The organism is Mesorhizobium qingshengii, from assembly GCF_900103325.1.
Taxonomy (GTDB): domain Bacteria; phylum Pseudomonadota; class Alphaproteobacteria; order Rhizobiales; family Rhizobiaceae; genus Mesorhizobium; species Mesorhizobium qingshengii.
Genome location: NZ_FMXM01000024.1, coordinates 26,865 through 48,533, shown reverse-complemented (window position 1 = coordinate 48,533; position 21,669 = coordinate 26,865). Strand labels below are relative to the sequence as shown.

General features: G+C 60.3%; 23 protein-coding genes and 1 pseudogene. 12 read left to right on the top strand and 12 right to left on the bottom strand.

Features of this window, described 5'->3' with window-relative positions:
* The first annotated feature begins 495 nt into the window (after positions 1-495).
* Both BLS48_RS28585 and BLS48_RS28580 read left to right on the top strand, forming a co-directional pair.
* Positions 496-819, top strand: coding sequence for a DUF736 domain-containing protein (locus BLS48_RS28585; protein WP_091585129.1), 324 nt, complete (start codon positions 496-498; stop codon positions 817-819).
* Between the two features lie 94 nt (positions 820-913).
* Positions 914-1,258 (top strand): DUF2958 domain-containing protein, encoded by a 345-nt coding sequence (locus tag BLS48_RS28580; RefSeq protein ID WP_091585127.1) that lies wholly within the window; start codon positions 914-916, stop codon positions 1,256-1,258.
* On the opposite strand, the gene BLS48_RS28575 is transcribed toward BLS48_RS28580, so the two are convergent.
* The 4 genes from BLS48_RS28575 to BLS48_RS28560 form a co-directional block, all read right to left on the bottom strand.
* Positions 1,244-1,546: a WGR domain-containing protein gene (locus BLS48_RS28575; protein WP_244529946.1), complete on the bottom strand. Its 303-nt coding sequence runs from the start codon at positions 1,544-1,546 to the stop codon at positions 1,244-1,246. The two genes, BLS48_RS28580 and BLS48_RS28575, sit on opposite strands and share 15 nt — an antisense overlap.
* An 87-nt stretch (positions 1,547-1,633) precedes the next feature.
* Positions 1,634-2,113, bottom strand: a complete 480-nt coding sequence (locus BLS48_RS28570) for a helix-turn-helix domain-containing protein (protein WP_091585125.1) — start codon at positions 2,111-2,113, stop codon at positions 1,634-1,636.
* Positions 2,114-2,297: 184 nt separating this feature from the next.
* Entirely contained in the window at positions 2,298-2,675 is a 378-nt protein-coding gene (locus BLS48_RS28565; protein ID WP_091585123.1) for a hypothetical protein, read from the bottom strand.
* Complete coding sequence (locus BLS48_RS28560) at positions 2,672-3,364, bottom strand: ParA family protein (RefSeq protein ID WP_091585121.1); 693 nt, start codon at positions 3,362-3,364, stop codon at positions 2,672-2,674. Before BLS48_RS28560 ends, BLS48_RS28565 begins: the two co-directional genes overlap by 4 nt.
* A 263-nt stretch (positions 3,365-3,627) precedes the next feature.
* Between BLS48_RS28560 and BLS48_RS28555 the strand changes: the two genes are divergently transcribed.
* The 3 genes from BLS48_RS28555 to BLS48_RS28545 all read left to right on the top strand — a co-directional run bounded on the left by BLS48_RS28555 (position 3,628) and on the right by BLS48_RS28545 (position 7,544).
* Entirely contained in the window at positions 3,628-4,032 is a 405-nt protein-coding gene (locus BLS48_RS28555) for a plasmid mobilization protein (protein ID WP_091585119.1), read from the top strand.
* Positions 4,032-6,320: a relaxase/mobilization nuclease domain-containing protein gene (locus BLS48_RS28550; protein ID WP_091585117.1), complete on the top strand. Its 2,289-nt coding sequence runs from the start codon at positions 4,032-4,034 to the stop codon at positions 6,318-6,320. The genes BLS48_RS28555 and BLS48_RS28550 overlap by 1 nt, the downstream gene beginning before the upstream one ends.
* Positions 6,321-6,542: 222 nt before the next feature.
* Positions 6,543-7,544 (top strand): YihY/virulence factor BrkB family protein, encoded by a 1,002-nt coding sequence (locus BLS48_RS28545; RefSeq protein ID WP_091585115.1) that lies wholly within the window; start codon positions 6,543-6,545, stop codon positions 7,542-7,544.
* Positions 7,545-8,168: 624 nt separating this feature from the next.
* On the opposite strand, the gene BLS48_RS35250 is transcribed toward BLS48_RS28545, so the two are convergent.
* Positions 8,169-8,372: a hypothetical protein gene (locus tag BLS48_RS35250; protein ID WP_143019532.1), complete on the bottom strand. Its 204-nt coding sequence runs from the start codon at positions 8,370-8,372 to the stop codon at positions 8,169-8,171.
* Positions 8,373-8,610: 238 nt separating this feature from the next.
* Here BLS48_RS35250 and BLS48_RS35805 point away from each other — a divergent pair, with 238 nt between their 5' ends.
* From BLS48_RS35805 to BLS48_RS36840, 6 genes are all read left to right on the top strand, one after another.
* Positions 8,611-8,856 (top strand): cytochrome C oxidase subunit IV family protein, encoded by a 246-nt coding sequence (locus BLS48_RS35805; protein ID WP_167365277.1) that lies wholly within the window; start codon positions 8,611-8,613, stop codon positions 8,854-8,856.
* 150 nt (positions 8,857-9,006) lie between these two features.
* The gene (locus BLS48_RS28535; RefSeq protein WP_091585111.1) at positions 9,007-10,089 is read left to right on the top strand and encodes an ABC transporter ATP-binding protein; all 1,083 of its coding nucleotides are present in this window, start codon (positions 9,007-9,009) and stop codon (positions 10,087-10,089) included.
* Between the two features lie 35 nt (positions 10,090-10,124).
* Positions 10,125-11,453 (top strand): ABC transporter substrate-binding protein, encoded by a 1,329-nt coding sequence (locus BLS48_RS28530; RefSeq protein WP_091585109.1) that lies wholly within the window; start codon positions 10,125-10,127, stop codon positions 11,451-11,453.
* 189 nt (positions 11,454-11,642) lie between these two features.
* Positions 11,643-12,494, top strand: a complete 852-nt coding sequence (locus tag BLS48_RS28525) for a carbohydrate ABC transporter permease (RefSeq protein WP_342028544.1) — start codon at positions 11,643-11,645, stop codon at positions 12,492-12,494.
* Between the two features lies 1 nt (position 12,495).
* Positions 12,496-13,389 (top strand): carbohydrate ABC transporter permease, encoded by an 894-nt coding sequence (locus tag BLS48_RS28520; protein ID WP_091585105.1) that lies wholly within the window; start codon positions 12,496-12,498, stop codon positions 13,387-13,389.
* A 23-nt stretch (positions 13,390-13,412) separates the two neighbouring features.
* On the top strand, positions 13,413-13,562 hold the full coding sequence (locus BLS48_RS36840) for a helix-turn-helix domain-containing protein (protein WP_091585103.1): 150 nt from the start codon (positions 13,413-13,415) through the stop codon (positions 13,560-13,562).
* A 263-nt stretch (positions 13,563-13,825) separates the two neighbouring features.
* Here BLS48_RS36840 and BLS48_RS35995 read toward each other — a convergent pair whose 3' ends face one another.
* The 7 genes and pseudogenes from BLS48_RS35995 to BLS48_RS35245 form a co-directional block, all read right to left on the bottom strand.
* Positions 13,826-14,023: a hypothetical protein gene (locus tag BLS48_RS35995; protein ID WP_208604681.1), complete on the bottom strand. Its 198-nt coding sequence runs from the start codon at positions 14,021-14,023 to the stop codon at positions 13,826-13,828.
* 351 nt (positions 14,024-14,374) lie between these two features.
* Positions 14,375-15,896: pseudogene (locus BLS48_RS28505) on the bottom strand (Do family serine endopeptidase).
* A gap of 215 nt (positions 15,897-16,111) precedes the next feature.
* Entirely contained in the window at positions 16,112-17,071 is a 960-nt protein-coding gene (locus tag BLS48_RS28500; protein WP_091585101.1) for an ABC transporter permease, read from the bottom strand.
* On the bottom strand, positions 17,055-17,996 hold the full coding sequence (locus tag BLS48_RS28495; protein WP_091585099.1) for an ABC transporter ATP-binding protein: 942 nt from the start codon (positions 17,994-17,996) through the stop codon (positions 17,055-17,057). The genes BLS48_RS28500 and BLS48_RS28495 overlap by 17 nt, the downstream gene beginning before the upstream one ends.
* Positions 17,993-19,213 carry a COG1470 family protein gene (locus BLS48_RS28490; protein ID WP_091585097.1) on the bottom strand — a complete coding sequence of 407 codons (1,221 nt, stop codon included), beginning with the start codon at positions 19,211-19,213 and terminating at the stop codon, positions 17,993-17,995. Before BLS48_RS28490 ends, BLS48_RS28495 begins: the two co-directional genes overlap by 4 nt.
* Before the next feature lie 338 nt (positions 19,214-19,551).
* A complete protein-coding gene (locus tag BLS48_RS28485; protein ID WP_091585095.1) occupies positions 19,552-20,175 on the bottom strand; it encodes an ion channel in 624 nt (207 codons plus the stop codon).
* A gap of 590 nt (positions 20,176-20,765) precedes the next feature.
* Positions 20,766-20,951 carry a hypothetical protein gene (locus BLS48_RS35245; RefSeq protein WP_143019531.1) on the bottom strand — a complete coding sequence of 62 codons (186 nt, stop codon included), beginning with the start codon at positions 20,949-20,951 and terminating at the stop codon, positions 20,766-20,768.
* Between BLS48_RS35245 and BLS48_RS28480 the strand changes: the two genes are divergently transcribed.
* On the top strand, positions 20,950-21,297 hold the full coding sequence (locus BLS48_RS28480) for a hypothetical protein (RefSeq protein WP_143019530.1): 348 nt from the start codon (positions 20,950-20,952) through the stop codon (positions 21,295-21,297). The two genes, BLS48_RS35245 and BLS48_RS28480, sit on opposite strands and share 2 nt — an antisense overlap.
* Positions 21,298-21,669 lie beyond the last annotated feature (372 nt).

Sequence of the window (21,669 nt, the reverse complement as noted above, 5' to 3'; positions counted from 1 at the left end):
GGGTTCCTGCTGATCAGACCGACAGGTTTCCGAGCATCGCTTTCCACCACGTTTCCGTGGCGGGCCGTGACGTTACCCGCAAGCATGGCCGCTCCGGACGACCCTGGATGGCTGGCATAACCGCAGCGCTGATCTGCTTCGAGACCCGGTTCCAAGCCGCACCAAGCCCGGAGCCGTTGCGCGTGTGAAGGCGGAGGCTCGCGTTTCTGCACTTCGGCCGCGGTACAAGCGGCGGCGAAGGGCGCTGAGATCAGCAACGGCGCGTGTTTGGCCCCCCGGCTGGCGATACGGCCTGCAATGGTGGCCATGGATTGCCTCCCCCGATCGGTCGCTTCGAGGACCATTTCCGATCTGTGTCGCCTTTGTAGAAGACCGCCCGCCTAGTGCCGCCAACCCCGCAAGGGGGTTCCCCTCGCTACGCTCGGTGACGGCGGCGGCCGGTCCCCTCCTTTGGCGCCATCGGGAATGGTCCCGATCAACCGAAGGAGACATACCATGGCCACCACAATCGCAAACCTTACCGCCAAGCAGGACGGCACCCTGGAAGGCACGCTTGCCACCCTCAACGTCAACGTCCCGATCGCCATCGTACCCAACGCGTCCAAGGCGAGTGAGGACGCCCCGGACTTCCGTATCATCGCACGACGCAACGGCTTCGAGCTCGGTGCGGCTTGGAACCGGGTCTCGAAGCAGACAGGTGAGGAGTACACTTCGGTGAAGCTGTCGGCTCCCGAGATCGGCGTCATCTACGGCAACGTCGCTCCCGCCCCTGGCAACGATCCCGCCAAGAAGGTGATCCTCTGGAACGCACCGGCCTGAGCCCAAGGCGCCGGCCCTGCACGCTGCGGGGCCGGCTTCTCTCAGATCCGCCGCCGACTTCAGGATCGGCATCTCCAAACAAGGACATCAGATCATGCAACTCATCACAGAGGAAGACATGAGAACGCTGCTCGAAAACGGCAGGCGTGCCGCGGCCAATCCGAACTACGATCCCTATCCAGTTTTGAAACTGTTCACCCCGGACGCTGACGCGACGTGGCTCATCAGCCAAGCCGATCCGGATGAGCCCGACATCCTCTTCGGGCTGTGCGATCTCGGCGTCGGCTTTCCGGAGCTCGGCACGGTCAAGCTGTCGGAGATCGCAGCAATCCGTGGCCCCGTCGGCCTGCCCGTCGAACGGGACACCGTTTTCAGGGCTGAACGGCCGATCTCCGAATATGCCGATCTTGCAAACGAGGCGGGCTCAATCACAGTGTGACGACCGCGATACCGGCGACGAACGATCGTCGCCGGTATATCCCCGCCTTAGTTTTTGCATCGCAAGCTTCGACAACGCCGAAACCGCTTCGCCATCTTTCGTAAAGTACTCGATTTTCTGTCTTCCGCGGGTGCCGATACGCCCCCATTGGCGCACGAGCGACACCTCGCCGAAAAGCGTCGGCTGAAGCGACAGAGTGTAGTAGCGCGCCATGTTGCGGGTCGGATCAACTCGGCGCAGAAATTGCGGGACGGGACCATTGGGCATGTCCCGGATTATCCGCGCCATCAGCCACGCCGTCCAACGCATGTTTTGAATCAATAGGTTGTGATCGATTCACGCCGGTTATGGGAACGATGGCGACAAAACCTTCAATCAGCGCTGCGCCATCTTGTCTTCATCGGGCGGAGAAAGGCCCTCGATAAGCCGCAGGAGAGACTGCGTGGTCGAAGCCGGCATGTTGAGGATCCGAAGCATCAGCTTGACCTTGTCGTCTGCTTCCTCCTGGCTGTCGCCAAACAAATGCGGTGCCGCGGCATAAAGCAGCTCGATAGGCGAAAACCCAAGGATCTCCGCAAGATGGATCAAGCGGGTGACGGTGAGCTTCGAGAAAGCCCGCTCATAACGGGCAAAAATCAGCTCATGAAGCCCGACCATCATGGCGGTCTGGGCCCGGTTGAGATTGTGACCGTCACGTTTTTCGCGGATCACACGGCTGAAAATCCGTTCCATCTCGGAGAAGCTTCGAATGCCTTCGAAGCCGGGTTTCCGATAGAGCGGCTTTTCGATTTCGTCATCCCTCGTTTCGACGAGCCCATGCTTGTCGATATACGCGCGTACGTCCTTGATTGCCATGTAAGTGGCTGAGCCCGATCCTGTTAGCCCGCGAAATCCATGTCACAATGACCCTGGATATTCGGGCAGTGAGGCTCCAACACCGTGAAATCAGAACCTCAATGATCGCTTATATAGCAGACGAACCCGGTCGAGATCAATTTCCACCACTGGTCCTCTTTGCGAAGCCAATCAGCCCGGCACTTCAGAGGCCATGATCATCGAGATAGGCGTGGATGGCGCGCTCCATGATCATCTGCATTGATGTCTCTGTATGGAAGGCTGCAAGCTTAAGGCGACGCTTGGTCTCGCGGTCGAGGTTGACATTGACGAAATGGCTGGCGCCCTTTGTGCGCTCGCGCTTCATCTGACGGAGCGCCTTTCTTGCGTCCTGCCGACGCGCGCCATCATCCCTCCATTCGCCTTCAATCTGCACGGGAGAGCCGCCCCCTGCTTCCTGGCCCGGTTCGGGCTTGGGAACGGGTGGTTCCTGACCTCGACTGGGTTCCGATGTTCCCGTCGGGAAACGCTTGCGCGGCGCCGTGCGGAATTCATCCAACGACAAACTGTCCTTGCGTGTCATTCTGCTTCCCCGCTGCTCGCAAGCAGTGCATCGATCTCACGCACCAATGCCTGGGTTTCCCGCCGTGCCTTCGCGATCGCCTCCGTCACCTCCTGCATCTGGAGTGTGCCAACACCGTTGTGAAGATCTTTGTAGACGTTGCGCTCAAACACCTCGGTCCTGAACAGATATGTGCCGACCTTCTCCTCCATGATAGGCCGAATCTTGCGATAGAGTTCGGTGTGTCGGACCGGCAGCGAGATGCGGGTGCGCAACACCGCGTGTTGGCAGTTGCGCCTGGCAGTGTCGTTTATGCGCGCGACCGCATTGAAGCTTTCGATCGCGCCGAGCACCTCTCGCTTTGACGGCTGGATCGGCGAGATCACCAGATCGGACCGCTCAATCACTGGATCGACGATCGCGGTGTCTTCCCCCGGCGTGTCGATGAGGAGAACATCGAACAGCCCTTCCTTGCGCTCGCAAAACGCCACAAGTGCCTTTGCCGTCTTGTGACTGACGACATCGATGCCGTCTGCTTGCGCCCCCTTGTCGTGACAATCGCTCCACCACTTCGTCAGATTGTTGCGCGGGTCCATGTCGATCATGCCGACCATCCGGCCGCGAAGCGCATATTCGCCGGCGATGTTCATGAGCGTGGTGGTCTTGCCGGCACCGCCCTTGCCATTGATGGCGGAAATCACGACAGTCATGCGGCTTTCCCCTACAAAAATGTGTTTCTACTGACACACGAATCCTTGTTCGAGTGGGTGTCGAAACAGACAAGGATGGAAACACACAATCAGGTAAAATAACGGTCATAGTGGATGCGAAAAACTCATTTATGGAGAAAAAGCCAGTTTTTGGGATCCATTTTGGCTTGGCAGGATACGGAAAAACGTGATACGTTTTCCTGACGATCGAGGGACTGGCCCTCGATCCGCGGCCTGCGACCGCAATCACAATGAGACGGCCGATGGCGAACCAGAACGGACCGCCTTCCAGGAAGGTCATAAGGCGAGCGAAAGTCGCTCACATCCGCTTTTCCGAGGACGAGTTCTCAGCGGTTGAAGCCGCGGCTGCCAAGGCCGGCCTGTCGATTTCGGCCTTCCTTCGCTCGCTGTCGCTCGAAGGTGCAGGCACGCAACCATTCCTCAATACTGCCGATCGGGAGGTCATTCGACTGCTCGGTCACGACATGCGTATGGTTGGCCACGGCCTCAATCATTTTGCACGTGCCATGAATGCCGGGCGATCCGTGGACATCCTCGACTTGGGCGGCGCTGTCGACAATGCCAGGGCGGTTGCGACGACGGTCGCGGCTGAATTGGCGGCGATGACGAAGCAAGCCGGCGCAGCCCGTCGTCGCGAGCCGGGCTGATGGAATTCTTCCTCGGCGCCTTCGAACGGGATTGGGAGCGTCGGCGCGCTGCGCTTCTGCATCAGCTTCAGATGGGTCATAAGCCAGAACGCGATTGGGACTGGCGGAAGAAGGGAGGGGCAGCGTTCCTGCCGGAGGCCCGGCCTGCTGGGCGTGCCAGGCCGGCAGGGTGGCCGAGCCTGCAGGCCGGCAGCGAGACGGGCCGTGCGATGCGCTCGCGCTTCGAGGCGCTGGCGCGCGGCAGCCAGCCCGCTGTGGTCAAGCTCGCCAGTTACGGCGGCAGCGGTCGCGTCGGCGCCATGATCAGCTATGCGGCCAGGGATGGTCAACTCGCTGTCGAGAGCGATCGCGGGGTGCGCGTTTCGGGAAAGAACGCATTGAGTGCTTTGCGTAGCGAATGGGAGCATCTGTTCGACAATCGCGCTGACAGCCGGGATGTCGCCGTTTTCAACGTCACGGTTGGACATGCTTCCTTCGACAGACGAGATCCCTATCTGGATGCCCGCGAGATGCTGAAGGCGGGACTCGGGGACCGGCGCTTCGTTTTCGCCATCGACAAGGGGGCGGAGAACAGTGTTGCCATTCGTGGGGTGACTATGCTGCGCGACCCAACCGGCGAGCGGTTGACGGGTGACGGCAAGGCGGCGGAGATCGTCCAGCAGCGCTTCGACGACAGCCAGTTGGGGGGCACCGTGGAGGCGCGTTTCCGGTTCCACTGGTACGGCAACGGAATACGGTTTGCCACGGCGCGCGTGCGGGATCTTGTGGGGCGCTTCGACGGGGAGGTCCGCGATGAGACGGGCCGTCTGATCAGCACGCCGCAGGACGCGGGCAATCTCGTGCAGAAGGACTGGCGCCACGAGATGCACAGCCGCAAGGGCAGGGACGTCATGCACCTGATTGTTTCTGCGCGTCCCGGAACCGATCTGGCGGCTTTCCAGGACGCTGTCCGGGATTTCCTGGGCGAGAGGTTTGCGGGGCACCGCTATATCTTTGCCGTGCACGACCCGTCCGACGATCCCAGGCAAATGGTTGAAGGCGGCAAGCGGCCGCACATCCATGCCCATGCCATAATTACGTTGCGTTCCGACATTGGCGAGCGCGTCGTCACCAGCCCGCGCGTGTTTCGAGCGTGGCGGGAGCTCATGGCGGAGAAGGCGCGGGAGCATGGCATCAATATGGAATTGACCGACCGGCGCGATCAGGCGAGCCCGCCGGCCTATGCGCGGAACCAGGTCCGTCCGGTCAGCTATGCTGGCAGGACAGAACATGAAGGCACAAGCCAAGCCGCGCAGGCACGCTATGATGCGAAGCGCGAGAATATAGCGACTTCTGCAACGGCTGAACGCAGCCGGCCATACGTTGTCGCGGCGGCCGCGGCTTGGCGGGAACTTTCCGCTGCCGCCGAAAACAAGGAACTCGCAAACTTCGCGCAACAGCACTTTGAGCGTATGAACATTGCTTCGAGCCTGATTGAACACAACGCCGAATTCAGCGCCTCTACCACTCATCGTCCGAGCAATAAGGTCTTATTGCGATCCCTGATCGAAATCGAGAAGGCTGCTATGAAACAGATGTCACGCCCAGAATTCGAGGCCTATCAAAAGCGCATCGAGACCGTGCTTTCCGGCGTCGAAGCAAACATCGAACCTTGGGAGCGGCATGACTATGACGAGATTGCCACCGCTGCGCGTGATGTCGTCAGTATCCGTCGGGAATATCTGGAGCTCAGCGAAGGTGAGGTCACAACGCCGCCCGCCGCGCGGCCAGAGGCCGATAACGAGGCCTGGGGCCGAGCGATTGCCCGGCATGGCGAGCAGGTCGTCGAGCGCGGCAACGACGCCATGCTCGCGACTGAGACAGTCCGGGAGGCAATCAACCGGACGCCGAACGAGGGGCGGTACGCCCGCAACGCCAATCGAGATCGAGCTACTGAGGCAAATGCACGAAACAGCGATGGGATGGATGACCCTACCCCTCCAGGCGCCCATGGTCGGATGGTGCCCCCTGTGAACGTCGCGCAAGATATGGCGGGGAGGGACGCCGCACGCCAGGCCGATCCGCTGAGAGACGCCGAGTCGGAACGCATCCTCGCCGAAAGCCGGGCGAGGGATGATCAAGTGCCAGACGGCGTCGATCGGCTACCATCAAAGGCTCCCGCGCCCGCGCAGCGAACGTCCGGTCCTGTCGGGCGCGAGAGCTCGGCCGCCGATCCTCCGCGGCAGCAGGTTCTGCGTCTGCGGGAGCTGGAACGCGAAATTAGGAAGGACGGGGAGCGCGAGCGTTAGATCTGATGAAGGACGAAAACCTAGGCAATGAATCTCCGCCACGTTCGTCTAGGGAGTGACTTGGCCGGGCTCAGCCAAGGACGGTTCTACCATCGCCACCAAAGGCGGTCGCAACGCCGCATCTGACGGCGCATCTTTTCGTGCAACCACATTACTCTTGCAGGGTTCTTGATATGATTTTGCGGAGGCCGGCGGCGGGCGCCGCCCGAAGGTACTCAATTCATGAACGCATGCATTTCGCGAGCTTGGCATTTGATACAAGAGAGCGTAGTCGGCTTCGTCAATGACAACGCTCTTAGTCATGGTGCTGCGATGGCTTTTTATGCTGCCACATCGCTGGCGCCAATTTTGCTGATCGTGGTCGCTATCGCAGGTCTCGTTTTCGGTCATGATGCCGCCCAAATGGCCTTGTCTGCCCAGATCTCTGGGCTAATGGGACCAAAAAGTGCCGACCTCCTTCAGACTGCATTGCAGAGTGCCTCGAACAAGCTGTACGGAACCTGGGCCGCAGTGATCGGTAGCGTCACCTTGTTGGTGGCCGCGTCCGGCGTCTTTGGCGAAATGCAGCAGTCACTGAACACGATTTGGAAGGTCGAACCGCAGGGCAGTTCCTTGTCACGACTTCTGCGGGCACGTGCCGTCAGTCTGGGGTTGGTCGCCGCGCTCGGTTTCATGTTGCTCGTGTCTCTCGTTGCCAGCGCCGCGATCACGGCACTTGGAGACATCATCAACGCTCGCCTTCCGTTTGGCACGATCATCCTTGGCATGATCAACGCCATCGTATCGTTTGCCCTCATCTCCCTGATGTTCGCTGCCATCTACAAAGTCTTGCCCGATCGAACCCTCGAATGGCGCGATGTCGGCATCGGTGCTGTCGCGACCGCCGCCCTCTTCACCCTCGGAAAGTCGCTCATCGGTTGGTATATCGGCACCAGCGCGATCGCGTCCTCATATGGGGCCGCCGGCGGGCTGCTCGTCATACTCCTGTGGGTTTACTACTCATCGGAAATCTTCCTTCTCGGCGCCGAATTCACTCGGGCCTACTCAATTCGGCACGGCAGCAGATCCGATCTTGGGCCGCTGGTCCGCAGCGCTATGCCTGTAAAACAGATGCCATTTCGCGCTGAGCAAAAAACCAACTCTGCTGGCGTGATAGCGCTGTTGGCGGTGGCGTCCGCGACTGCAACGATGACCTTCCTTATGCTGGGTCGTCGACGCCCTTAGGAAATGTTTCGTCAAAACCTGATGTAGGCTCAATCTGCGATCACAAGGCGAGGTTGGGCTCACGTCCGAAGGGTGGAGAGGAGCTCGTCCGGCCAGTCGGGATTCCTCCCAGCGGCGACTTTCGTATCCATGAGGTAAACTTCGTCAGTTGCCGATTGCAGATCGTCATCAACAAAGCCCGGGCGCGGATCCTCACGCGCAAAGGCAGGGATTTGGCAGCGAAGTGTCCCGGCTTGGTCGAGACCAACAAAAGGCCCTTGTGCGATAGCGCCACCCGAAGCGGCCGACGATGCAATGGCAACGCGCGTGACGATCTTCGCGGCGAGGAAAACCTCCGGCGCCCATCTGTGCGGATCTCCGGCAGGATCGAACGCGGCAGCAGAATTAAGATCATTCCGATAGCAACAATGCTGTGGCCAAGAAGCCAAGGCCGAATGTTGAAGCCATCGAATACGCCACCATCGCAACCGCCAAGTACCCCTTGTCGCTCGAGTCCCAATGATCCGTTAATGTACCATCAACCGCCAACCAACATGCTACGGCGAGCCCGATCAGGGCCCCCATCAGGAGATTTCTTATAATAAAAACCACCAGTCTCGGCATCGGTCCCGCGCTCTCGTCTGGTTAGGGATCGGTTACGGTTCTAGCGCGGTCGATTTCCTTAATCACGCCTTCTAGCACCGTACGGCGGCTTCCATAGCGTTTCATAAGTATATGCACGTGAGCGGGGGTGATGCCGTTTTGCCGTGCAAAACACTCAATCACATAAGGCTCGCATCCTGACAGGAGATCGATGTCACGATGGCGCGGTTTAGTGTCGATGCTCATCCTTGCCACCTAGGGCTAATTCAAGATTGCTTAATTAACGACAAAGCGTGGATTAGGTTGCAGGTCGTTTCCGGATCGCGACAACCGAATGCACGCACGTTCTTGGAAGAGACGGTTCTCGCAGCAAAGGGCAGGGCGGTTTTCTGTGGCCCCGCATTACAGCCTTTGTGCGAGGGGGCTCCGGGTCTCCTTCTCAGGCCGGCACGGACCGTCGGCGCCACACACCAGCCTTGAAGAATTGCGTAAACTCACGCTCGCCTATCTCGGGCTACTGGCCTTGCTGGCTCAGACTGTCGGCTCTTCGTTCCTGACCTTTGGGGGCCTAAACTCAGGGCTCAACCTGGCGACCGCTGCAACCAAGGCGATCATCATCAGCATTCGATTCATGCAACTGGCGAGCCAAGGCTTTCTGCCCAGGCTCGCCGCAGCGGCGACAGGATTGTGGCTGGCTATCCTGTTTGGCTTGACCCTGATCGGACAATGACGGTTTAGAGTAATCGCTTTACAGCACCGTTTGGTAGCGCTACCGTTTACGTGTCGCGGGAGCATAAGGGAGGGGAGCCTAGGGCTGCGCTGTGACAGACAGGAAGCGGTTTCCTCGGCAACGTCGCAGGGATCTGTCGAGAGGAGATTGATGGCGTCCGTCGCGATTGGTGAAGTCTATAAGTCATTCGGAACCGTCGAGGTCCTCCACGGAGTCAGCGTCAACATAGACGATGGCGAGTTCGTCACGCTGGTTGGACCGTCAGGCTGCGGAAAATCCACTCTTCTCAGAATGATCGCCGGCCTGGAAAAGATTTCGCGCGGCCAGATCGCGATTGGTGAACGTGTTGTCAACAACGTTGCGCCCAAGGAGCGCGACGTCGCCATGGTCTTCCAGAACTATGCGCTTTACCCACACATGACAGTTGCCGAGAACATGGCGTTCTCGCTGATGCTCAAAGGTGTTTCCAAGGCAGAGAGCGACGCCGGTGTGCGCCGCGCGGCCGAAATCCTTGGACTGGTGCCGCTGCTGTCGCGCTATCCCCGCCAGCTTTCCGGTGGCCAGCGCCAGCGCGTCGCCATGGGCCGGGCGATCGTGCGCGATCCGCAGGTTTTCCTCTTCGACGAGCCGCTGTCCAATCTCGACGCCAAACTCAGGGTGCAGATGCGCGCCGAGATCAAGGAACTGCACCAGCGCCTGAAGACCACGACGGTGTACGTCACCCACGACCAGATCGAGGCCATGACCATGGCCGACAAGATCGTCGTTATGCATGACGGCGTCGTCGAGCAGATCGGACCGCCGCTGGAACTCTACGACAGGCCGAATAACCTCTTCGTCGCCAGCTTTATCGGCTCGCCCGCGATGAACTTGCTCAAGGGCGCGATCGCAGCCGACGGTCCGCCGTCCTTTCTCGGCGCCGGTGGCATTTCGGTGCCGCTCGCTGCGCCACTTCCCATAGGCAGCGGCGAGCCAGTGGTTCTGGGAATACGGCCCGAGCATTTGCGGCTGTCCGACCAAGGCATTCCCGTCACCGTCGTGGTGGTCGAACCAACGGGATCGGAGGTGCAGCTCATCGGCCGCACCGCCGGTGGTGAGGAGATCGTCGCCAATTTTCGAGAGCGCCACTCTTTCACGCCGGGCGAAACTATCCGGCTCTCCGCCGAGCCGGGCCTCATTCACCTCTTCAACGGCGAAACCGGGCAACGATTGGAAACGCGCAGCAGGCAATAGGGACGACTACGAGGAATCGACAGGAGGAGGTAAGCATGAAGTTCACCAGACGCGACGTAATCCGCACCACGACCGCTGCCGCGGCGGCGGGTGCCCTGGGAAGCCGGTTCATCAGTTCGTCCGCCTTTGCGCAGGAGGGACCGAAATACAAACCCGAGGACGGCGCCAAGCTTAGGCTGTTGCGCTGGTCACCCTTCGTCCAGGGCGACGAGGATCAATGGCTGGCCAACACCAAGCGCTTCACCGAAGCGACCGGTGTCGAAGTCCGCGTCGACAAGGAAAGCTGGGAGGACATTCGTCCTAAGGCAGCGGTCGCCGCCAATGTCGGGTCTGGCCCCGACTTGATGTTGGTGTGGTTCGACGATCCACAGCAATATCCCGACAAGCTGCACGACGTGACCGAACTGGGCGAATATCTCGGCTCGAAATACGGCGGCTGGCATGACGGGCCAAAGCAATACGCGACCCGGGAAGGAAAATTCATCGGCCTGCCGCTGGCCACCATCGGGAATGCGATCGTCTATCGCGAGAGCTGGGTGAAGGAAGCTGGCTTCTCGGAATTTCCGAAAGACACGAAAGGCTTCCTCGAGCTTTGCAAGGCGCTGCAGGCGAAGGGACATCCGGCCGGTTTCACGCACGGCCATGGTGTCGGCGACGGCAACAATTACGCGCACTGGCTGCTGTGGAGCCATGGCGGCCAGATGGTCGACGAGAGCGGCAAGGTAACGATCAACAGCCCCGAGACGCTCAAGGCCATCGAATACGCGCAGGAGCTCTACAAGACCTTCATTCCCGGCACCGAAAGCTGGCTCGACGTCAACAACAACCGCGCCTTCCTGGCGGGAGAACTGGGCGTCATCGCCAACGGAATTTCCGCCTATAACACCGCCAAGATCAACAAGGACAAGGATCCAAAACTTGCCGAAATGGCCAAGGACATCCGCACGACCAACCTGCCGATCGGACCCATCGGGAAATCCGTCGAGCTGTTCCAGGTGACCACCGCCGTCATCTTCGACTACACGCCCTACCCGAACGCGGCCAAAGCCTATCTGCAGTTCATGTTCGAGGACCCGCAAATGTCGGACTGGATCACCTCCTCGGCGGGCTATTGCTGCCAGACGCTCAAGGCGTTCGACAACAATCCTGTGTGGACGGCCGACCCCAACAACGCCGCCTACGCGAAAGCCTCGGCGACGCTGCGACCTAACGGCTTTGCCGGGCCGCTCGGCTATGCCTCGGCGGCAACCATGGCCGACTATGTGCTGGTCGATATGTTCGCCAAGGCGGTGACCGGCCAGGCGACGCCGCAAGAGGCGATGGAAGAGGCCGAGAAGCGCGCAAACCGCTACTATCGCGTTTAAGCCGGGCTGAGCCGGGCAGCGCGGCTGCCCGGCTCAGCCGGACTGCTTCGAGGCCCAGGCCGATGAACAAGACTTCAACAGGAGCCGACCATGGCCTTGCAGTCAGCTGCCATTCAGCCACGTTCTTCGAACCTGTCGCGGATTCTATCGCGCTGGGCCGAAAGCCGGAATGCGCTTGGCTTCGGCTTCATGCTGCCGGCGGCGGTACTGCTGCTTGTCTTCCTTACCTATCCGCTCGGCCTCGGCGTCTGGCTTGGATTCACCGATGCCCGCATCGGTCGGCCCGGCATCTTTATAGGCCTCGAGAACTATGAATATCTTTGGAGCGATGCCGTCTTCTGGCTCTCCGTCTTCAACACCTTGCTCTACACGATCAGCGCCTCGATCCTGAAATTCGTGCTCGGCCTCTGGCTGGCGCTCATTCTCAATCAAAACCTGCCCTTCAAATCGTTCTTCCGCGCGATCGTCCTGCTGCCGTGGGTGGTGCCGACGGTGCTGTCGGCCATCGCCTTCTGGTGGATCTACGATGCGCAGTTCTCGATCCTGTCATGGGCGCTGCAGCAGATGGGCCTTATCGACCATCGCATCAATTTCCTCGGCGATCCGACGAACGCGCGGGCGTCGGTCATCGCCGCCAACGTCTGGCGCGGCATTCCGTTCGTGGCGATCACGCTGCTTGCCGGCCTGCAGACGATTCCGCAGTCGCTCTACGAGGCCGCGACGCTCGACGGCGCCAGCCGCTGGCAATTGTTCCGCTATGTGACGTTGCCGCTGCTGACGCCCATAATCGCCATCACCATGACGTTTTCGGTGCTGTTCACCTTCACCGATTTCCAGCTGATCTATGTGCTGACCCGCGGCGGTCCGGTGAATGCTACCCATCTGATGGCGACGCTGTCGTTCCAGCGCGGCATTTCGGGAGGCCAGCTTGGCGAGGGCGCCGCAATCGCGGTCGCCATGATCCCATTCCTGCTTGCGGCGATCCTGTTCAGCTATTTCGGGCTGCAGCGCCGCAAATGGCAGCAGGGCGGCGGAGACTGACATGGCCGCGATCGAGACGACCAACCGTCCGGACACAGACGAAGGCGGCATGGGCTATCTCCAGAGCCTGCCCCGGCGCTTGGTGACGGTCTATCTGCCGCTGCTGGTCTTCGTCATCGTGCTGTTGTTTCCGTTCTACTGGATGACGATCACGGCAGTGAAACCCAATCTCGAGATGACGGACTATGCGAATTTCAACCCGTTCTGGGTCGTGCATCCGACGCTCGAACACATCCGCTATCTTCTCTTCGAGACGTCCTATCCCGGCTGGCTGCTCAACACGATCATCATCTCGACTGCCGCCACCTTCCTTTCGCTGTTTGCTTCGGTATTTGCGGCCTATGCGATCGAACGCTTGAGGTTTTCGGGGGCGCGGCAGGTTGGACTCGCCATCTTCCTCGCCTATCTCGTGCCGCCATCGATCCTGTTCATCCCGTTATCCGTGATGGTGTTCAACCTCGGGCTCTACGACACGTCCTTTGCGCTGATCCTCACCTACCCGACCTTCCTAATCCCATTTTGCACCTGGCTCCTGATGGGCTACTTCCGTTCGATTCCGTTCGAGCTGGAGGAATGTGCGCTCATCGACGGGGCTAGCAGGTTGCAGATCCTGACGAAGATCGTGCTGCCGCTGTCGGTGCCGGGACTGATCTCGGCCGGTATCTTCGCTTTCACCTTGTCATGGAACGAGTTCATCTATGCTCTGACTTTCATCCAGTCGTCCGAGAACAAGACGGTGCCGGTTGGCGTGCTCACCGAGCTGGTCCGCTCCGACGTCTATGAATGGGGTGCACTGATGGCAGGCGCTCTGATCGGCTCCCTGCCGGTGGTCGTGCTCTATTCATTCTTCGTCGAGCACTACGTCTCCTCGATGACGGGGGCGGTAAAGGAGTGAGGTCGTCGACGCTGCGATAGCATTTGGCCGTCCTTGCGGTACGGAGGGTCATTCACCGAGATAACCCCAATTGCGAGCGTTTCGCTCGCAATGACTCAAGCGGAAAGGCTGAACAGGCCTTTGTCGACCTGGCACCGGTCGGGGCGCGGACGCAAGTGCTCCTGGGACTTTGAAAACTGGCTAGTCCTGAAGTGGAGTTTGCCGGGGCGACGCCCCTGGCTCAGAGCAGCGGAAGACGATGAAGGCATCAAAGTCTTCGACCAAACTTCGTTCCTTCGAATATCTTCAACTTGGCGTGAGCGCATATGGCGGATGTTACCGTCAGCTGACTGCCTGTCCCAGTGAACAAGCTGAAACGCACGCTCCTGCCCCTAACGAACATGACGACGCGACACTGGCGCCTGTGTGACGCCCTATTCCGGCAGCGCTGAGAGCCTCAGCCATGGACGCCGCCAACAGGCTCGTAGTTGGCGCCGAAGAACGGCCGGGTGTAGCGGAACGCGAGGTGCAAATGGAGAACCCGCGCCGCCGTCGTCCTCGCCCCTGCCAGGCGCCCCAGTTTGGCAAGTGCCGCGGCCAATTGCACAGAGGTTATACTGCGGGCGGGATTTGCCCGGATGGATTTGTGGGCCACGGCGGCCGCATCACTGGTGGTGACCGTTACGAATATAGCCGACAGGTGCTTGCTGCCGACCAGGTTGAGACAGGCGAAGCCGCCTGCTGGGAAGGCCTGGCCGTCGGCCCGGCATAAATGTCTTGGCGTGTGGCACGGTGCCGGCCAGGCTAGAGCAAAAAGCACGCATGGCCTCACGCACGCATGGCCTTAAGTCTGCCCCGTGGCGCGGGTCGCGACGGCATGCCTTCAGTGCCATGGTCTTGTCTGGAATACGGTGCAGCCTCCCTCTTTCCGCTCCTGCAAAATCATGCTTTCCCCGCGGCGGCCCTGGTGTTTTGAGGCCACCGCAGGGAAAATTCGACGAGATGGTCAGCCCTTCTCGACCGGCACCGCTACAAACCGGTTCGAGTCGTCGCGGGTGATCTGCATCAGCACGGCCTTGCGTCCGGATTTCACCGCATCGGCCATTGCCTTGTTGACATCGCCGGTGTCGTTCACTTCGGTCGAGTTGACTGCGGTTATGATATCGCCGGGCTGGATGCCGCGGTCGGCACCATCGCTGTCTGGATCGACATCGGTGACCACAAGACCCTTGCCGTTTTCCGACTTGGTGACGGTGAGCCCGAGGTTGGCCAGCATGTCGGCCTTGGCGGGCGCGGCGGGCGTATCTTTGTTCGAGGCCTGCTTGTCGCTTGAAGGCAGCGTGCCCAGGTCGACCTTGACCGTCTCGTTCTTGCCATCGCGCCAGAGGGTGACGTCGACCGACTTGCCGGGTGCATAGGCGCCGATCATCCGGGCTAGGTCCTTCGGCGAAGCGACGTCCTTACCATCCACCTGAGTGATCACGTCGCCGGCGACGATACCTGCCTTCTTGCCGGGACTGGCGTCCTGGGCGCTGGAGACCAGCGCGCCCTTCTCGGACTTCAACCCGAGCGACTCGGCGATGTCGGAAGTAATCGGCTGGATTTCCACGCCAAGCCAGCCGCGCTGCACGGAGCCACTCTTCATCAGGTCCTCGACCACCTGCTTGGCGGTTGAAGCCGGAATGTCGAAGGCAATGCCGACGCTGCCGCCTGACGGGGAGAAGATCGCGGTGTTGATGCCGACGACCTGGCCGTTGAGGTTGAAGGTAGGGCCGCCCGAGTTGCCCCGGTTGACCGGGGCGTCGATCTGGATGAAATCGTCATAGGGGCCCGCACCGATGTCGCGGCCGCGCGCCGAGACAATGCCAGCGGTGACGGTACCGCCGAGGCCGAACGGATTGCCGACGGCCACCACCCAGTCGCCGATGCGGACCTTTGAATCGTCGGCGAAGTCTACATAGGTGAACTTGCCGCCGCCATCGACCTTGAGAACTGCGAGGTCGGTGCGGGGGTCGGTGCCGATCACCTTGGCGTCGAGTTCCTTGCCGTCATTGGTCACCACGGTGAAGGCCGAGCCTTCCGAGACGACATGGTTATTGGTGACGAGATAGCCATCTTCGGAGATGAAGAAGCCGGAACCCTGTGCTACCGGCCGCGGTCGGTCGTTGTTATGGTCGCGGTGACCGAAACGGCGCATGCCGAACTGGCCGCCCTGATCGCCAAAGCCTCGGAATTCCTTGAAGAAGCGGCGCAGTTGCGGATTGTTTGGCAGGTTGTCGAAGCCCTCATCGGCCGCCGGCTGGATCTTGCCCTTGACCTTGACACTGACGACCGCCGGCGAAACGCGTTCGACGAGATCGGCGAAACCGGGAACCTGCGCGGTCTGGACGTGTACGGCGTCAGCCAGAACGGGGGCCGTCCCGGGTGGCAACGGCGCCGAAGCCGATCGCGCCAGCAATAGCCAGGGAGGCAGCGGCAGCCATAAGACGTTTGCGGGTGCGGGAAGATGAATTGGGGGAAGCGTTCATGGGTCTCGTATCCTCTTTTAAGAGTCGTGCCGGACGGCACCATGAGCGAACAGAATAGAGAGGCGCACATTACGGTGGCATTTCCAGTACGTGAAACTTTGGTAACGTTGGCGGAGTGAACCATCCGGAATGGCCGCCTTACACATAATCTCGGGGGCACGATCGCCGAGACGTTCGCTTCCGTCTCACTCTCCAAGTCCGGTTATCAGCGGTTCTTACGCTCGAATCTCCTGCCTCTGGAATGAGACGTAGGCGATGGTGAAAAGCACCAGAAGCGCCGCGATCATGCCGGCAAGCTGCGGCCAGATCAGGGCCACGCTCAGCGAGAAGGGCAACGGCGCTCCCATCATGGCACCGCTCAACTGGTCGGTGAACAGCAGGCCGAGCGAGCGTGTTGCCGGGTTGAGCAGGGCAAGCGTAGCTTCACCGTAGAGCGTGTTGGGTGAGATGCGGGCGAGGGCCTGCTGGATATCGATCTGATGAACTGCAGTCATCGGATCGAGAGGGTCTATCGGCGCGACGGCGCCAGCGATCAGCGGCGCCAGCATGGGCCAGAACACGGTGAACAACAGCCATGCAGTGAGCGCGCACAATGCCGAAGTCGCCGGCGATTTGACGATGGTGGAAAAGGCCAATGCCACCGCCAGCCAGACGCCAGAATAAACGAATGACGCAAACAGGAAGGCAAGGCCACGGGCGATCTCCTCGCCGCTGGGTGGCAGCCCGAGCACGAGGATGCCAAGGCCCGTGACCAGCAGCCACAGATCCAGCAGGCAGATGGCGATGACCAACAGCCCGCCCAGAAATTTGCCGGTGAGAAGCGCGTCGCGATAGATCGGCTGCGACAGGATGCGCGACAGCGTGCGGCGGCTGTATTCGCCGTTGATGGCGTCGAAGCCCAGCGCGATCGCCACCAGAGGCACGAGGAAGCCGAGGAAGGAAACGAAGGACGGCAGCGGCTGCTGCGCGGTGGTGAACAGGCGCAGGAATAGGAACTGGTCCTCGCTAACGGTGGCCTTGATCTGGCCGATGGCACCATAGACGGAGCCGATCGCTGTGAGCAGCACCAGAAGCATTACCAGATGGATCCGAATGCTGTTCATATGATCGGCGGCTTCCTTGAGCGCGATTGTCGATAGACCAGCAAAAGGCGACCCTTCACGCTGCGACGTCATGGTTCTCTCCCTCGAAAAAGCGGACGTAGACCTCGTCGAGCGTGGCCTGACGGATAGTCATGGAGCGAAGCGCACCACCTGCGCCAACAATGCGCCGGGCGATATCGGTCCTGACATCCGCGTCGGCATCGACGCGCCAGCGTCCCGTTCCCAGTGGCGTCAGGCCGGATACATGCGGCGCGCCGGCAAGGACCTTCACCAGATCGGCGTTCTCGAATTCGACCTCAACCATATGTGAGCCGCCGAGGACGTCCGAAGTGAGGTTTTCGACCTGGCCGATGAGGCCGATGCTGCCCTTTCGGAAAAGTGCTACCCGGCTGCAAATCGTCTGCATCATGGCAAGCAGATGCGAGGAAAGCACGAACGTCACACCCTCGCTCGCCAGTTCTCGGATCAGCTCCAGCAACTCCTGCGTCGACTGTGGATCGAGACCCGACGTCGGTTCATCGAGGATGGCAATCTCGGCCTGCTTGACCAGCACTTCGGCAAGTCCGAGGCGCTGGCGCATACCGCGCGAGAAGGTTGCGACGCGGCGATTGGCAACATCGGCCAGCCTTACTCTCTCCATTGCGCCGACGATGCGCTTGTTCGCCTCGTCGGATGGGAGGCCGGCCAGCCTTGCCGTGTAGGCGAGATTTTCGAGTGCCGTCAGATGATCGTAGAAGCCGATCTGATCCGGCAGATAGCCGACCCGCTGCTTAACCTGCAGCGGCTGGCGCAGTGGGTCGAGTCCGAGAACGCGAATCGAACCGGCAGTCGGCTCGGTGAGCCCGAGCAGCAGCAGGATGGTGGTGGTCTTTCCAGAACCATTCGGGCCAAGCAGCCCAAAGACCTCGCCTTTCTCGACGGTGAGATCAATGCCGTCAACCGCCGGAAGTCGACCGTAGCGCTTGACGAGGCCGCGTGCTTCTATGACCGGGCTCATCGCCGTCCATACCTCGTAACAGCGAAGGCAAGCATCAACGCGGATGCGCCGATGACGCCAAGGCCGGTTACCCCCCATAGCGTGGATGTGCGCACCGTGACCCGGAAATTGGCGCTGTCAGACGCGCCGTCGCCATTCGCACGGACCGAGACCATATAGTCGCCGGCGATCGCCTGCGTAGAAGGCGTCATCGAAACGCCGACACTGGATGTCCCGCCGGGCGCGATCTCATCGACCTTTTCGGGATTGAAGGTTACTTTCCAGCCGGAGGGCGGGCTTGCCGACAGCTTCAGGTCGCGAGCAGGTGCAGCCCCGCTGTTCGATAGCGTGAAGGTGAAAGTGCGCTCCTGACCCGCCGTGGCGTCGCCGGAAAGCCGGCCTTCAGGGCCGGAAAGCGCAACCGACGGCCTGCCGGTGATATCGAGCAGCAGTTTGGTGTCGGCGCTGACGTTCTCGCCGCTGGCGGCGACACCAACTGGATACTGGCCGGCCTCGGCGTTCTCTGGCGGCTGGACGCTGACGGAGAGTGTTTTCGATTCCCCGGCCTTCAACGGCAGGCTGGTCAGTTCCTGCGACCCGTAGCCCTGCTTGAAGGTTACCTGGAAGCCGGACGGCGCCTTCGAGAGTAGGTTGACGGTTGAGTCCTCCTGGCCTTCGTTCTTGATATCGACCTGGAAATCGAATGCCGATTTGGCGGTGCCGCGTAGCGCAGGAAGCTTGGGTTCAAGCGTCAGTTTCGCCGGCTCGGTCTTGGCAAGCGTCATCTCCATCGGCAGGTTCAGTGCTTCGGTGCCGGCCTTGCCGGACACGGCAAAGTTCAGAGCCTTGCCGACGTCACCTGCCTTCGGCGTCAATTTTAGAGTCAGGCCGACCGTGTTATCCGATCCGGCGATTGCCGCAGTGACGGGTTTGCCGCCGCCGTCGATCTCCCACTTCCATCCGTCGGGCAGCCCCTCGACACCGAGTTCCACGCGCTGTGGCGGCAGTCCCCGGTTGGCCAGGCTCAGGGGCACACTCACATCCTTGCCGGCTCGGGCCGAGAATTCCGGAAAGGGCGTGGTCAACCACAGGCCGGTTGGCGCTTGCGCCGTGGCGACCGCGGCTGCGGTTTGAGCATGCGCCTCAGGCGCGGTGGCGACGAGACCGGTCACCACCAAGGCTGTGGCGAGGCTCGTGGTAGGGTTTGAAAAGGGCGCGCGAATGCCCGCAGGGATCATGGCTGCCTCCCGCTCGAATTTGAAATTAATCGTTGCGTTGCAAAGCCTTGGCGGCTTTATGCGGGTAGAATGGATTGCCTGCTTTGTGGCACGAGTTGGGCGGTTCTATTGCAAGAGGGCTGCGATCACGAAATTGTTCCCGCGAGCAATAACACGTGATCTCTGTCGACTGAGTTATAGGTCCAATTGGAGCACAGGGCTGCGACGCAGTTTGCTTGCCACAGCATGCCGACGCGAGATGAGTAGAACGAACTGGTCGCTACCGCCCGGCAAGCCGCCAGCCACCAAGAACGAAGCCTTGAAATTGGATATGATGCAAGGCCATCCGATATCGCGCGCTATTTTCCCTTGCCTCGCCAATCCTCCACGAGTGAGAAAAGAAACGAGCCAGACCAGGTCAGAAGCAGCAGACCGTTCAATGGCGTGATGGACGTGATGAGTCGCATTTCGCCGATGGGTATCACGTTATTATAGCCGAGAGAGGCGTAGGCCTCGGCTGCATAGTAGAAATAGTCCATATTCGAAGGAAAAGCCTTTCCGCCGAAATCACCTAAGGAGAGGGTTTGGTCCGCGAGGTGAAATATTGCCGCATAGATCCCGATCTCCAGAAGGTGAAGACAAACCAGTCCGCAGATGACAAAAAGCAGCGCAGGGTAGGCCCCAATCGACCTGCGCGCCAATCTGTCGAGACGTTGGATTGCTTCGTAGTGCAGGGAAGACGACCCGATGACCGCGACGAATGTCAAGGCGATGGCGAGCAGCAAATTCAAAGGATCATCTCGATATCTGAGTTCAGCGTTTTGAGAAGCTGGCGGGAAGCCGCTTTCCAACCTCGCGAAGCCGACATGATCGTGGGCAAATAGGCCGAAGCAAGGCGAGGATTTGGCAACCGAGTACGGTGTGGCTCGGTATTGCACGGGTACCATCGTTATCCGAATGAGGTCCGAGCGGCCGATGTTCATCTCAAACCGCTTCGGCCGCCAATGCACTTCCTGCAGTGGGTTCCACGGGTATGTTGGAAACACTTCCCAGCATCGCAACTGCCCTCAGGTCAGCGCGCAGCAGTGCTATTCGGCTTCTTGCGCAGTGAAACGTTGCCTTTGCTCCAATGGCAATGCCGCCGAGGTGGTCGGCGCTGACGGAAACCAAAGCGAGCCCTGCAGCAACAAAGGATGGGCAAGGAACCCACCTTGCCCCGCTGCACGTGCTGTGTGACCATCGCCCCCGAAAACGCGATCGTCGCGGACGGCACGCGCTCGGGCGAGGGTGGACACAAGGCGGCTCTTGCAGCGAGTCGTCCGCGCTCGAGCGATTGTGCTTCGCGTTCGAGCGACCCTGCGTGGGCCCCACCATGGGGAAATCTCCAGGAGCGGGAATGGCGTCGAGCTTTCCACGTTCATACCCAATATACCGAGACGGATCAGAAACTATTCCAGACCGATCGGATTTTCGCGGCAAGCGCCGTGCTCAAAGAATCGGCTTCGCGAGATTGGGGTATCTCGCGTGGTTTGGAAGAATAAGATTGGCATGGCCTACCGGCGACGGGACAACCTCACACCGCACTACCAGCCGACTGTGCGTGCACAAAGGTATTGGCGTCTCCTCGCGCTAAGCGGGCACCCGAACTAACAATCGGATCCGGCTGGCCGAACTGAAAGCCTTTTGGTGCGAGCAAAAGCAGGACGACGGCGATCGCTATCAATACGATGATGATAACGGTGTTGAAGAACTCTCTCATGCTTTTCCTGTTCAAAGGGATTGGGCGCTCTAACGCAGTCGCAATTGATGTGTGGGCATGGCTGCCTGTCAACGCGCAGCGAATGTTGTGTGTCGCACCTCAGACGTTCTTCAATGAGTGCCATCGGCACCAGCAAATGCGCGAGCGCCAGCGTAGCGAGAGTGACCAAGATGAGTTGGCCTTCACCAACATGCGGTGCTTCAGCGAAATTGTTCCAAGTGGTTGGGCGTTTGTGATGGGCAAACCCCCTTGCACTGACAGTGCCGCTTTACCATCCAACTGGCAGCATTCCTATTTGCAAGTCCTGCTCGCCTTCAAGGCGGCGGTTAGTTCCATTAGGGAATAGACCGAAGGCTCCGAGATCGGCATTGAGAAGCAACGCAGTCATCGAAGTGTTCTCTTAGCAGCCGAAGGGGCCCAGCGGTCGCGGAGAGGGGAATAACCGCTGGGCCAGATGAGAGCTCGCTCCTCCCGACCGCAAGCGCTGAAGTCGTCGACTATCAGTACTCGCGCTGCGCTCCCAAGATGCCGTGGGCGCTCACAGAAACCGACGCTCGCCTTGGTAGTTCATGGGCCACATCGAGCTTCATCTTCATGCGACATATACTGAGCGTAGTCGGAAACTATTCCCGCCTGATGACCGTTTTTCGGGACCGGGGCGCGTTAGGTCGTTGCGCGCTATGCGGGAGGAGCGTTTTGGGAGGAGGCGTTCCTTCGA